Source organism: Acinetobacter sp. RRD8 (assembly GCF_031844225.1).
GTDB lineage: Bacteria > Pseudomonadota > Gammaproteobacteria > Pseudomonadales > Moraxellaceae > Acinetobacter.
In genome coordinates, this window is the sequence record NZ_JAUZUU010000018.1 from 1 (window position 1) to 13,191 (window position 13,191).

At 42.6% G+C, this 13,191-nt stretch carries 15 protein-coding genes; 5 read left to right on the top strand and 10 right to left on the bottom strand.

All coding sequences use genetic code 11. The annotated features are described in order from the left end of the window. Window positions 1-302: 302 nt before the first annotated feature. The 4 genes from Q9R24_RS12730 to ftsY all read right to left on the bottom strand — a co-directional run bounded on the left by Q9R24_RS12730 (window position 303) and on the right by ftsY (window position 3,882). Complete coding sequence (locus Q9R24_RS12730) at window positions 303-917, bottom strand: DUF2057 family protein (protein ID WP_311204631.1); 615 nt, start codon at window positions 915-917, stop codon at window positions 303-305. A 204-nt stretch (window positions 918-1,121) separates the two neighbouring features. After that, window positions 1,122-1,715, bottom strand: a complete 594-nt coding sequence (locus Q9R24_RS12735) for a nitroreductase family protein (RefSeq protein WP_004278677.1) — start codon at window positions 1,713-1,715, stop codon at window positions 1,122-1,124. A 196-nt stretch (window positions 1,716-1,911) separates the two neighbouring features. Further along, window positions 1,912-2,601 carry a nitroreductase family protein gene (locus tag Q9R24_RS12740; protein ID WP_253160778.1) on the bottom strand — a complete coding sequence of 230 codons (690 nt, stop codon included), beginning with the start codon at window positions 2,599-2,601 and terminating at the stop codon, window positions 1,912-1,914. Between the two features lie 177 nt (window positions 2,602-2,778). Continuing rightward, window positions 2,779-3,882 (bottom strand): signal recognition particle-docking protein FtsY, encoded by a 1,104-nt coding sequence (ftsY, locus tag Q9R24_RS12745; RefSeq protein ID WP_005247197.1) that lies wholly within the window; start codon window positions 3,880-3,882, stop codon window positions 2,779-2,781. A gap of 177 nt (window positions 3,883-4,059) precedes the next feature. Here ftsY and Q9R24_RS12750 point away from each other — a divergent pair, with 177 nt between their 5' ends. Further along, window positions 4,060-5,469 carry a pitrilysin family protein gene (locus tag Q9R24_RS12750; protein ID WP_311204632.1) on the top strand — a complete coding sequence of 470 codons (1,410 nt, stop codon included), beginning with the start codon at window positions 4,060-4,062 and terminating at the stop codon, window positions 5,467-5,469. Next, window positions 5,469-7,043, top strand: coding sequence for a pitrilysin family protein (locus tag Q9R24_RS12755; protein WP_311204633.1), 1,575 nt, complete (start codon window positions 5,469-5,471; stop codon window positions 7,041-7,043). Before Q9R24_RS12750 ends, Q9R24_RS12755 begins: the two co-directional genes overlap by 1 nt. Here the strand turns inward: Q9R24_RS12755 and Q9R24_RS12760 are convergent. Next, entirely contained in the window at window positions 6,967-7,290 is a 324-nt protein-coding gene (locus tag Q9R24_RS12760; protein ID WP_004645254.1) for a hypothetical protein, read from the bottom strand. The genes Q9R24_RS12755 and Q9R24_RS12760 overlap by 77 nt on opposite strands. Before the next feature lie 98 nt (window positions 7,291-7,388). Then, window positions 7,389-7,748 carry a hypothetical protein gene (locus tag Q9R24_RS12765; RefSeq protein ID WP_034436454.1) on the bottom strand — a complete coding sequence of 120 codons (360 nt, stop codon included), beginning with the start codon at window positions 7,746-7,748 and terminating at the stop codon, window positions 7,389-7,391. Between the two features lie 224 nt (window positions 7,749-7,972). Here Q9R24_RS12765 and Q9R24_RS12770 point away from each other — a divergent pair, with 224 nt between their 5' ends. The 3 genes from Q9R24_RS12770 (at window position 7,973) to Q9R24_RS12780 (ending at window position 9,274) form a co-directional block, all read left to right on the top strand. Next, window positions 7,973-8,206: a hypothetical protein gene (locus Q9R24_RS12770; RefSeq protein WP_004278686.1), complete on the top strand. Its 234-nt coding sequence runs from the start codon at window positions 7,973-7,975 to the stop codon at window positions 8,204-8,206. A gap of 151 nt (window positions 8,207-8,357) precedes the next feature. After that, window positions 8,358-8,738 carry a DUF2750 domain-containing protein gene (locus tag Q9R24_RS12775; RefSeq protein ID WP_004645256.1) on the top strand — a complete coding sequence of 127 codons (381 nt, stop codon included), beginning with the start codon at window positions 8,358-8,360 and terminating at the stop codon, window positions 8,736-8,738. Between the two features lie 104 nt (window positions 8,739-8,842). Next, complete coding sequence (locus tag Q9R24_RS12780) at window positions 8,843-9,274, top strand: CBS domain-containing protein (protein ID WP_004278688.1); 432 nt, start codon at window positions 8,843-8,845, stop codon at window positions 9,272-9,274. Window positions 9,275-9,404: 130 nt separating this feature from the next. Here Q9R24_RS12780 and trpB read toward each other — a convergent pair whose 3' ends face one another. From trpB to Q9R24_RS12800, 4 genes are all read right to left on the bottom strand, one after another. Beyond that, complete coding sequence (trpB, locus tag Q9R24_RS12785; RefSeq protein ID WP_311204634.1) at window positions 9,405-10,613, bottom strand: tryptophan synthase subunit beta; 1,209 nt, start codon at window positions 10,611-10,613, stop codon at window positions 9,405-9,407. A gap of 107 nt (window positions 10,614-10,720) precedes the next feature. After that, on the bottom strand, window positions 10,721-11,908 hold the full coding sequence (locus Q9R24_RS12790; protein ID WP_005100079.1) for a VWA domain-containing protein: 1,188 nt from the start codon (window positions 11,906-11,908) through the stop codon (window positions 10,721-10,723). Window positions 11,909-11,921: 13 nt separating this feature from the next. After that, window positions 11,922-12,773 carry a MoxR family ATPase gene (locus Q9R24_RS12795; RefSeq protein ID WP_005262763.1) on the bottom strand — a complete coding sequence of 284 codons (852 nt, stop codon included), beginning with the start codon at window positions 12,771-12,773 and terminating at the stop codon, window positions 11,922-11,924. A 20-nt stretch (window positions 12,774-12,793) separates the two neighbouring features. After that, on the bottom strand, window positions 12,794-13,177 hold the full coding sequence (locus Q9R24_RS12800; RefSeq protein WP_005106668.1) for a hypothetical protein: 384 nt from the start codon (window positions 13,175-13,177) through the stop codon (window positions 12,794-12,796). Window positions 13,178-13,191 lie beyond the last annotated feature (14 nt).

Here is a 13,191-nt window from a genome sequence, read left to right on the forward strand (position 1 = left end):
TCTTAAAACCTCATCAGTTTTAAGCTCCAACCCAATCATTTAACGTTTCGTTTCATGCATTGCGTTGGTGTGCTGCGTATTCTATACAGTTTCAAAACGAGCGCAAGGGATTTTCTTAAAAATATCCAAAAAAACCAACCATACGTTTATTTTTTAATCTAAAAGGCTATTTTTAACACTTTTTTTGCGTTTTTCTAGCTAATTCCGCATGAAAAGTTTAAGCAAATGTTAATTTTCTAGCCCTCATCTCATAAAAAAAGATCACCCTAATGGTGATCTTTTTGATTCTTCATCAAAATATTTTAATTTGCCTGCTCAGCCAGCCAAGTCATAAATTTTTGACGCTCAGCTTTAGAAGCCTTTTGCCATAATTGAATCAGCTGCTGATCATTCTGGTCTGCTGACTGAGTATATACAGCTGCCGGTTGATGAACTGGTGTCGCAACTTGAGTCGTCATATCTAATTTTTTAGTCAACACGCGATTTCCAAACCATGGTTTCGCTGCATCTTTAGCGCCCGTCTGCTGGACTAGGAGCTGATTTTTTGCATCATATAGCCCAATAATGGGCTGATTTTTATATTTTTGCGCTGCATCAAAATCTTTAGGCGCCTGAATGAGTGCTAAACGATAAGTTTCGCCATCTTTAAGGCTTGGTGTTTTTACCGTAACCACACCTGACTTTAAAATATCATGTGAATTGTCTGAATGCTGAAAAAATTCGTTATAGCGCACACTGATCGCATTTATACCTGCATCCAAGCTATAAGTCTGATTAGAACGCAATAGACCCGAGTTCACCTCCTGATCATTTACGGCAACAATTTTTATTTCTTCAGGTACTGTGACGGTCACTGCCGACAAAACTGATGTGCTAAACAGAAACACTGCTGCAGTTGCCGCAATACGTAAATCCATATCCTTTACTCATTTTTGGTTGTTTATTAAAAATTAGCCGCACTATGCCGCGTCTAAATGACAATCTTATGACAAAGGCTGGAGCGATACAGCCTGTGTTCTTAGCATTTATTTGGCTAAATATACCCCATCATATTCAAATACAACTCTAAGACATAAAAAAAGAAGCATCAAATTGCTTCTTTTTTTATGATCTAAAATCATTTATGCAAAAGTCTTAAAGCGCTCTGCATCATCCATAAAGGTTTTTTCACCTGCAGGAGCTTCAATCGAACCAAATACCAGTTGAGCGCGAAGTTTCCAGTGAGATGGAATCTCGAAAGTTTGTGCGACTTCTTCATCAATAATTGGATTGTAGTGCTGTAATGAAGCACCAATATTTCTTTCTGCCAAAGCGGTCCAGGTTGCAAACTGTGCAATAGCAGAAGAATGCTCAGACCAGACCGGGAAGTTATCGGCATAAAGTGCAAACTGCTCCTGCATCGACTTCACTACGTTCTGGTCTTCATAAAACAGTGCGGTACCATAACCTGCAGCAAAAGCATTGATCTTGCTATTGGTTGATTCAAATGCATCTGCTGAAACCAGATCACGTAAAGTTTCACGTACAATATGCCAGAAAGTATCATGTGATTGACCAAATAAAATCACCACACGCGAGGTTTGCGAGTTAAAAGATGACGGACTGTGCTTCACCGCATCTTTAATGATTTTCTCAATTTCTGCTTGATCCAGCTCTACATTTTTTCCAATTGAATAAATGCTACGGCGTTGTTTGATTTGATCTAAAAATGCCATGAACCCACCTCTGTATATTTTGGTTATTTGAAAATCGATAAAGTTATATTACGTGCTTTAAGCACCCAAGACAGGTGCATTTCGATAACAATGTGTTTTATTTATAGAACAATCAGATTTAGATCTGAGTAGCGTATTTGTATCTGATTTTATCCGCAGCTTCCATGCTGTCACATATAAAGTGTTCTATAAACTTTTAATCAAATACTTTGAAACGATGCTGATCCGGTTTTTGTAATTTTTCTGCTACTGTTTGTTCAATTGACCCAAAGCAAAGTTGTGCGCGTAACAACCAGTTCTTTTCAATCTGAAAATGCTCTGCGACCCTTTCATCAATCAGTGGATTATAGTGCTGTAAGGATGCCCCTAAGCCAGAATCTGCCAGCGTCGTCCATACGGCAAATTGCGCCATACCGGAAGTTTGTTCCGACCATGCTGGAAAATCCTCACTATTTAATGGCATTTTCTTTTGTAATTGTTGAATCACGGCTTGATCTTCATAAAATAAAACCGTGCCATAGGCCGCAGCACATTGATTCAACTTGATTTCAATTCCTTCGTAAATATGTGCCGGCATATACTGACGCTGCACCTGTTTCACAATTTCCCAGAATTGATGATGAGAATCTGCAAATAACACCACAATGCGCGTAGTTTGAGAATCATAAGCCGAAGGGCAACTGCGCACTGCTTCCTGAATGATTTCGCCAAGATAAGTCTGACTATAATGTACCCGCTTACCGAGTTGATCGATACTACGGCGCTTTTTCAATTGATCGACAAAAGTCAGTTCTAAATCACCATTCAGTTTATTTTTTCTTGAAAATTTAAAATCCTTGGTTATATCGCTTGTTAATACCTGACCAATCTTATTTAGCAATGCCATTTTCTACCCCACAAAAAACAAGCCAAATCAGCTTAGAAAATCCCCTACAATTATAAGGCCTTTATCAAGATGGGCAGATTTAGTGGTGGTTTTACTGTCGGTTTTTACAACACTCAAACCAGCCAAAAACAACAAACTCCGCACTTGGCGGAGTTTATGTGAAGCATTGCACATTATTTATTTTTCAGTTTCAAATAATGCAGCAACAAAAGATTTGGCAGAGAATGGACGCAGGTCATCAATTTTTTCACCGACACCAATAAAGCGAATCGGCACATGAGTACGACTGGCGATATTAAACAGCACCCCACCTTTGGCAGTACCATCAAGCTTGGTAATAGTTAAGCCCGTCAAGCCTACCGCTTCATCAAACATCTCGACCTGATTAATGGCATTCTGGCCAGTACCGGCATCGACCACCAACATGACTTCATGCGGTGCAGTGGCATCAATTTTCTGCATCACACGTTTTACTTTGGTCAATTCCTGCATCAAATGACCTTTGTTATGCAAACGACCTGCTGTGTCTGCAATCAATACATCCACACCTTTGGCACGCGCACTTTCAAAAGCATCGAAAATCACTGAAGCCGAGTCAGCACCATGACCCTGAGCGACAACCGCAATATTATTACGTTCACCCCAGATCTGGAGCTGTTCAGTTGCAGCCGCACGGAAAGTATCGCCTGCTGCCAACATGACGGTCTTGCCTTCACCTTGCAGGCGCTTTGCCAACTTGCCAATGGTAGTCGTTTTACCGACACCATTCACACCAACTACCAGAATCACATAAGGCGATTTATTCGGATCAATGTGTAGCGGTTTTACTCGTGGTGCCAATAAAGCCACCAGTTCTTCCTGAAGCGCTTTATAGAGTGAATGCGAATAGATCAAATCACCACGTGCCGTACGTTCAGTCAGGTTAGCGATAATGGTCTTGGTGGCTTCCACACCGATATCGGCCACCAGAAGCTGCTCTTCGACTTCTTCTAATAATTCATCATCAATTTCTTTACCACCGATCAGGATATTTACCATCCCATCGGCAAGGTTTTTACGGGTTTTGGTTAAACCCACTTTCATACGGCTAAAGAAGCCACCTTTCGCCGCAGAATCTTCATTTTCATTTTCTGTTTCGACAGGTGCAGAAACCACAACGGTTTCGCTTGGCGTTTCTACGATAGGCACATTGACCGCAGGTAAGCTCGGTAATGTGACATCATCATCTCCGATATCAGCATCAATCAAAAATTTGTTTTGCCCATTAGATTGCTGTTGCATGCCGAATCCTTGAAAAGCATTGCGTTAAAAACCCAGATTCTACCATAACTTGCCTGCTTTGCAGCTAGCAATGCAAATGCTGGACAAACATACCAAAAAGCTACAGCTCTCGGTTGCTTTCAAGCACACATTTATTAAAAATAACTCTAAATACAAATGCCTATTTCAGGAGATCTAGTGTTAATCACCTTTTTGACTATCTCCTCTTTCTCGCAAATGATCAGACAGACGCTTTATCCACTCGGTGCAGCGGTATTGTTTAGTCTGAGCTTTAGCCCGGCCCAGGCACAAACCCGAAGCGAATTATCACGGACTACTTTTGAAACCACTTTAAGTAACGGTTTAAAAGTCATCATTCGGGAAGACCATCGTGCGCCCATGGTAATGACACAAATCTGGTACAAAGTCGGCAGCAGCGATGAATCTGGAAATATTCTAGGAGTTTCACATGCACTTGAACATATGATGTTCAAAGGCACCCATAAAGTTCCAAATGACGAATTTACCCGCCTGAGCCGGATTTATGGCGGCAGTATCAATGCAGCTACCTTTACCAATTACACCAATTATTATCAGCTCTATCCTAAAGCCTATTTTCCTATGGCGCTGGAACTTGAGTCTGACCGTATGAGTAATTTACTGCTTCGACAGCAAGACTTCGAGCCAGAAATTAAAGTCGTTATGGAAGAACGGCGCCAACGCACCGATGACAATCCTCGGGCGCAAGCCTTTGAACGGTTTAAATGGATCAGTTATCCGACCAGCCATTATCGCCAACCGGTGATTGGACACATGAAAACCCTGAATAATATTCAGTTGAATGATGTCAAAAAATGGTATCGGGACTGGTACAGTCCGAATAATGCCATTCTGGTGATTGTGGGGAACGTAGAATCTGAAGCTGCTTTGGCTCAGGTACAAAAATATTTTGCTGACATTCCCGCACGCCCAATACCAGCACGCAATGATGTACTGGAGTTTGAGCGTTTGGGTTATCGGCATATGGAAATTAATAGCAGTGTTCAAGTGCCCAATCTGTACATGACCTGGAATGTAAAATCCCTCAGCACTGCAAAAAATCCCCAAGATGCTTATGCCTTGACCATTATTCGCAGTCTTTTGGACAGTGGCATTTCTTCGCGTCTGCAAGACCGATTGGTACGTGATCGTAAAATTCTGACCTCTGTCAGCGTTTCTTATGATCCCTATAATCGCGGCGACAGCCTGTTTGGTATTTCTGCCTTACCTGCACCGGGCATCTCTTTGCAAGAAGCACAACAAGCAATTCAGGATGAAGTGGATTTACTTAAAACTACAGCGATGACTCAACAGGAAGTGGATCGTATCAGTACCCGCTTTATTTCCAATTTGATTTATAGTCAGGATGATATTGCCGGACAAGCCAAAATGATTGGCAATCTGGAGGTCAATGGCTTGAGTTATCGCCTGATGGATGAATTACCGAAACACTTTGAAAGTGTCAGTGTTCAGGATATCCAGCGCGTCGCCAACGCCTATTTTGTGCGTGAGAATCTCAGCACGCTTTATCTCTCACCCGAACAAAACACCCAGCAACGGGGATTATAATGCTTCAGCTTCGTCCATTTTTGCTTATTTCAACTTTAAGTCTTAGCTCGGCTACCCATGCAGAAAACTATCTTAACCCTCAACCTGACCAAAATGACAACCCCAGTCAGTTACAGTCTATCCCTTTACTGCAAAGTTTAAAAAATATTAATCAGCAACGAGAATTTCAGGCGCCTTATATTCATGACCTGAACAATCGCTATAAGGTACGTACACTGTTCGTTGAAACGCAGGATCTTCCCATGGTAGATATCCAACTGACCTTTAATGCCGGTTCGGCCCGTGATCAGGAAATTACCAAAGGTCTATATGGCCTATCCAATATGGCAGCCAAGTTGATGCGTGAAGGAACCGACAAATATAGCGCCAATCAGGTGGCGGAAGTTTTTGACCAAACCGGAGCACAATTCAGCGTACAAGCCTATCGGGATATGTTTGTGGTTCGTCTGCGTACGCTTTCAGACCCGGAAAAACTGGAACCCGCATTGGGCATGCTGATGGAGGTTCTCAAGAATGCATCATTTAAACCATCCAGCATTAATCTGGCTTTAAGCAATACCCAAGTGGGACAAAAACAGCTGCAGGAAAATCCAAGCCGACTCATGGATATCCGTTTTTATCGCGCTTTATATGGTCAGCACCCTTATGCAGAACCAATCAGCGGCACCCAAGGCAGCACCAAGAAAATTAATGCAGAATTATTGAAAAAATTTCGTGATCAGTTTTTGGTGGCGCAAAATATGAATATTGCCATTACTGGCAAACTCAGCCCGAAACAGGCACTCGAACTGTCTGAACGAATTGCCGGCAACTTACCTCAAGGGCAAAAAGCAGAAGCATTGCCACAGCCTGAAATTCAATCTGGTTTTGAAGTGGTACATCTACCCTATAACTCGTCTCAGGCGCATGTCACCTTTGGGCATTTAGGCCCAACCCGCTTTACTGAAGATAAACTGGCTTTAGAAGTCGCCAATCGCATGTTTGGCGGTAGCGGATTTAATGCAGTATTGATGCAGGAACTACGGGTGAAACGTGGTTTTACTTATGGCGCTTATAGTTCATTGAGCTTTAGTCAGGCACCCGGCGTATTCAGCTTTAAGTATTCCACGCGTCAGGATCAACTGCTAGACAGCATTCAGGTCGCACATCAAGCATTTATCCACTTTGTCAGCCAACCTATTGATACTCAGCGTCTGGAAGAAACCAAAGCAGGCATGTTACGTGCTTTTCCTAATAATTACAGCAGTAATGCCACCATTAATGCCCAGCTAGGCAATATGGGTTTTTATAGTGAGCAAACTGATTATTTATCCAGTTATCCAGAACGCTTGGCTAAAATCACAGCGGCAGATGTACAAAATGCAGTGCGCAAGCATTTTCATCCTGATCACTTAACCCTAGTCGTCGTCAACAAAGAACTGGATCAAAATGCCTTGAAAATGCGTTTGGAGCGAAATTTAATGGATGCCAATTATTACTTACCAACAAACCCTATGCCTAAGGCATCTCCACAGAGACCGGCGGAAGCTGACGTGCCCGAAGTGATTCCTGCTGATAAGCCTGCATCAATTTAAGATATTGCCCACGACGGATATGCTGCTGCTCTAATAAAGCGAGTGCCATATCCTGAGTTTGGGGAAGGTTTTGCTGTTTAGACAGTTGCTGAATCTGGGTGACTTGAGCAATGCTCAACGGACGATATAGAGCAAATGCGGCTAAAAGTAGAATGATCGCAATAATAAAAATAACCACACTGTTATAAATCTGTTCCAGTTTGATTCTGCTGAAAAATTGGCTTAGTTTTTCTGTATCTATAGACATACACTACCTCAGGTTAGAGGTAGTGTATGGTCGCAGTTACATAAGTTCAAGTCAGCGCACTGAATATTCATAAGAGCTGAATCCTGCTATTTCGAGGACTAATTCATGATTCTGGTAATAATTGTTGAATACAGCACCAATGCAACAACAAGCAATACCAGTGCAATTGCAAATTTACTTAAACCCGCTTCTGCTTCAGGCGGATGCAGACGATCCTCATCTGCAATGCGGACCAGCTCACCATTATAAAGCTTATAAAACTGCTCACGCTGGTTTTCATCCAGCGCACGGGTAAAGTCGTAGACTTCTTTACGTTGTGCCAGTCCATAATCACCCAGATGGGTATGTTTACTGAATATAGCTTGATCGAGTTTTTTACGATGCAAATCGGCAAGTTCCATAATTTGACCTGCAGTCGGAGGCATATCAAATTTCACACCATCTAAAGTTCTTGTCATCATGCCCTTCTCCTTATTGTTTGCTGTCCATTTACAATGTAGCTTAATAATATTTATAGTTGTGTATAGTTTAATCAGTTAAACTATAACTTAAGTAAACAAATAAAATCGAATAGTTGACTTTTCCATTATTTTGTAATATTAGTTTAACAATACTAATTTATATTTGTATTTAGACTAAATAGTCTATCCTGTAATCATAATTAAAATTAAGGAGTTTTTATATGATACAACAACTCTCTCAACACGATCTGGAACATCTGTACGCAGATGCCGTGAATACCATTCAATCGCAAATGAACTTTGCTGATGCAGTAAAACAGCTTGAAGAAGCCGCTCGTGCTGGCCATGGTAAAGCAGCGCTTTTTTTAGCAGAACTTTATTATCAAGGTTTCCGTGTAGAACGAGATTCACTCAAAGCCCAGTACTGGCAGAACATGGCCACCATGCAAGCATAAAGAAACGTCACCTAGGTGGCGTTTTTTTATGCCCTTTTTTCAATAAGTAGCAATCAATACATATTTTCTTACGAATCCTTGCAAAGCTGAAACAGTAATTTCATATAAAGTTTCTAGAATAGAGCCTGAACTCCAATAGCACTTTATTCTAATGAAACCACGAAAAATTATTCAATTTGATCCGATCTGCAAAAACTTTCTGTTAAAGATCACGATGCTTAAATCTTTGATGAATTGTGGCGAGCTATGGGGCGCATATCACCAAGGCTGGGCGATGATGCGTGACCAGGAAGACTGCATCTTCCCATTCTGGCTCAATCCGCTGGATGCTAAAAATTATGCCCAGCAGCATTGGCCGGATTACATCCCGCGTAAAATCAATTCTGAAGATTTTGAAAATGCATTATTGCCGACCCTGTCGCGACTGAATGTTACGCCAGCCCTGTTCAACACCAATGGAACCAAACTCAAACTGACTGCTGCACAGATGCGTCATCTGTTTTTTTCGCAACAAAGACTGCACATTGCTTAAATAACATGCTATTTATAAAGACTAAAACCTAAACACTTAGAGATGTTCAGGTTGAATACATACTCTAGGATTAATAATAAATTAACCAATAAGGATGATTAAGCATGACCAATGTGGCACAGGTGCTCAGTGAAAAAATGCATCAAGCTATTTATACCATCCGTCCAGATTCTACTGTTTTAGAAGCCATCACCTTGATGGCGGATAAAGGAATCGGGGCGCTTGTGGTAACCCATGAAGACAATGTGGTGGGGATTTTGTCAGAGCGGGATTACACGCGTAAAATCGCGCTGATGCAAAGAACCTCATTCGACACCACTGTTAATGAGATCATGACCTCTAAAGTGATTACCGTAAATACAGCTACTAGCGTAGAAGACTGTTTATCTCTGATGACTGAACGCCACCTACGCCACTTACCCGTGGTCGAACATGAAAAACTGATCGGTCTGATTTCAATTGGGGATTTGGTCAAGGCCGCCATGGATGACCAACGTAAATTGATTGAACAGTTACAGCAATATATCTCAGGTTAAAACATCATCTAGCTTTCTCTAAGGCATTTGAAGATCACTTAAGTGACACCAAGATAAAGTTTTATATCTGATGCATAAAAAATCCCGGTACGTGTATCGGGATTTTTTTATATGAACATTCTGAATAAAATCAGTTTAGACCTAATTTTTCTGCGACGTAATCTGAGTCTTTATCACCACGACCCGATAAGTTCACCACAATTTTGGTATCTTTTGGCAATTTACCCGCTTCACGAATTGCCCAAGCCACCGCATGCGAACTTTCTAGTGCAGGCACAATCCCTTCTACACGGGACAAGGTCATAAATGCATCCAGACATTCCTGATCGGTTGCAGTCGTATACTCAACCCGACCCAAATCTTTAAGCAAGCTATGCTGCGGCCCCACACCCGGATAATCCAGACCAGAAGCAATTGAATGCACTGGCAATGGCTCGCCTTGTTCATCTTCAAGCACATAACAGGCCATCCCATGTAACTGGCTCGGTTTACCTAAAGTCAATGTTGCTGAGTGCTTGTCAGTATCCAGACCATGACCTGCCGGCTCAACGCCTACCAGTTTCACATCTGGTTCATTTAAAAATGCAGTGAATGCGCCCACTGCATTAGAACCGCCACCGACACAGGCAACGACATAATCAGGATTTGCACCAAAACGTTCATTGGCCTGAACTTTAATTTCATCACCAATAATCGACTGAAAATCACGAACCATCATCGGAAATGGATGCGGTCCAACCACCGAACCGATAGCATAGATGTAATTTTTCGGATCTTTCAAATATTCTTCAAAAGCACTGTCGACTGCATCTTTGAGTGTGGCTGTACCGCGAGTCACAGAAATCAGCTTGGCACCCAGAATTTTCATCTTGACGACGTTTGGATGCTCTTTTTCGATATCCACCTGCCCCATATGAATTTCACACGGAATACCCACCAAGGCACATGCAGTTGCCAAAGCAACACCATGCTGGCCGGCACCAGTTTCTGCGATGACTTTGGTCTTGCCCATATATTTGGCCAGTAGTGCTTCACCTAGGCAATGATTAATCTTGTGCGCGCCAGTATGGTTCAGATCTTCACGTTTCAAATAAATCTGGGCTCCACCGAGCTGTTCAGAAAGACGTTTGGCATGAAATAGTGGACTTGGACGACCGACATAATGAGCAAATAGGTCTTTCAATTCATTCTGAAATTCTTTAGTCTGACGAATTTCCTGATAGGCCACATTAATATCATCCATGGCCTGTTTCAGATCGGGTGGAATAAACTGACCGCCATATTGACCAAAAAAACCCTCTTCATTGGGTAAGGCAATACCATTAATTTGATGAGTCATAATCATGCCCGAGATTTTAAATAAAAGATAATGAGTGACTTTATACTAGAATAATTTGTTTTAAATCACTAATAACTCCAACTAAAGTCACTTATAGATAAATGGAATTAACGCGCCAGATATTTAGTCATGTCTTCAATGCCTTTTAATGTCATTGGAAACATATGATTTTCAAATATTTGCTGGATCAGACCAATCGTATGGGTGTAATGCCAGTATTTTTCTTCTTCAGGATTCAGCCAGGCGGTTTTATCAAAATGCTGACGCAGACGCTGCAACCAGACTTGCCCAGCCTCATCATTCATATATTCAACAGAACCACCGACAGAATTCAGCTCATACGGTGCCATACTGGCATCACCGACCACAATCACGCGGTAATCACGGCCATAGGTATTGAACAAATCCCAGGTATTCATGCGTGAACTGGAACGACGGATATTGTCTTTCCAGACATAGTCATAGAGACAGTTATGGAAATAGAAATATTCCAGGGTCTTGAATTCGGTTTTCGCCGCACTGAACAGCTTTTCACACTGCGCAATATGCGCATCCATCGAACCGCCGACATCGAACAGCATTAAAACTTTGATGCGGTTACGACGCTCGGGCACCAGTTGTACATCCAGAATGCCCTGCTTGGCCGTTTCACGAATCGTACCATCAATATCTAGCTCTTCGGCTGCACCCTGACGGGCAAACTTACGCAAACGGCGCAATGCCATCTGCATCTGACGGCTACCCAAAATCTGTTCATCATCCAGATTGCGGTATTGACGCTGCTCCCAGACTTTCACCGCAGAACGCTTACGCCCCGGCCCGCCAATACGCACACCTTCGGGATGATCGCCATAGGCACCAAAGGGTGAAGTGCCACCGGTACCAACCATCTTGTTACCGCCCTGATGTTTTTTATGCTGTTCGCGCAGACGCTCTTCCAGCATTTTCATCAGTTCTTCCAGCGATCCGGCCTTTTTCAGCTCTTCGCGCTGCTCCGGGGTCAGATGCTTCTCGAGCAATTCGAGATCGAACCAGTCTTTGGGCAGCTTATGCACCTGATTTAGCAAGTCATCCAGATCAAAGGTCGCGATACCATCAAAATAGTCTTTCATGGCGCGATCGAACTTGTCGAAATAGCGCTCGTCTTTGACCATTACAGTTTTGGCCAGCTGATAGAACTCGTCCTGATCGGCAAAGACCAGACCTGCAGCAACTGCCTGATTCAGGTCAATCAATTCGCGGGTCGATACCGGTACACCGTATTTGCGTAAGGTATAAAACAGTCGCACAAACATGCGTGTTTCTCCCTTAACGACGTGACATAAATGCTAGACGTTCGAGCAACTGCACATCTTGCTCATTCTTGATTAATGCACCGTACAAAGGTGGAATTGCTTTAGATTTATCAGTATTGCGCAGAATATCTTCCGGCATGTCGTCAGCCATGAGTAGACTGAGCCAGTCGATCAGTTCAGACGTTGAAGGTGGTTTTTTTAAACCCGGAATCTGGCGCAATTTAAAGAAAACCTGTAAGGCTTCATTCACCAGTGTGGTCGAGATATTGGCAAAATGCACATCAATGATTTCACGCATGGTGGCTTCATCTGGGAATTCGATGTAATGGAAGAAGCAACGACGCAGGAAAGCATCTGGCAATTCTTTTTCATTATTTGAGGTAATGATCACGATTGGGCGCTGAGTTGCGGTAATGGTCTCGCCTGTCTCGTACACATAGAACGACATTTTATCGAGTTCATGCAGCAAGTCATTTGGAAACTCGATGTCTGCCTTGTCAATTTCATCAATCAGCAGAACACAGCGTTCTTCACTGGTAAATGCTTCCCACAATTTGCCCGGCTTGATGTAGTTCTTGATGTCATAGACACGGTCATCACCCAACTGGCTATCGCGCAAGCGCGATACTGCATCATATTCATACAGACCTTGCTGTGCTTTGGTAGTAGACTTGATGTGCCAGGTGATCAGTTCCAAACCCAGACTTTCTGCAACTTGCTCAGCCAGTAAAGTCTTACCTGTACCCGGCTCCCCTTTGACCAGCAACGGTTTTTGCAAACTGCGTGCAGCTTTCACCGCAAGTTTTAAACTGTCAGTCGCGATGTACTGATCGGTACCTGAAAATTGTTGAATATCAGCAGACATGATTGAACCTTATTTTTTACTTACAGCGGTGAACTTTTCTCGTGAACACGAATATTGCTTTTGTTCGACACATAAGTCGACCAGCAATAGCCAATCACAGATCCGATCCCAATGACAAATAAAATAAGTGACGCATTAATCCAAACCAGGGATTGCTCTTTGGTCAACACCCCAAATAACAGACCGAAGATCGCAGGTGCAATAGAAGCATTCGCCCCCTCAGATACCGTCGGTGTCAACAGAATGGCAAAGGCTACAATCCACAAAAAACCGCCCATGGGTTTAGGCAGACGCTTGGTTACACCATACCAGCACCATAAAGCAATCAGGCTGCCGAGCAGATAAACTGCAACGGCAATGCTCTGTTCAGGAATTGAGTCTAATACAGCCACATAACCATTCATTTCACAACTCCTGA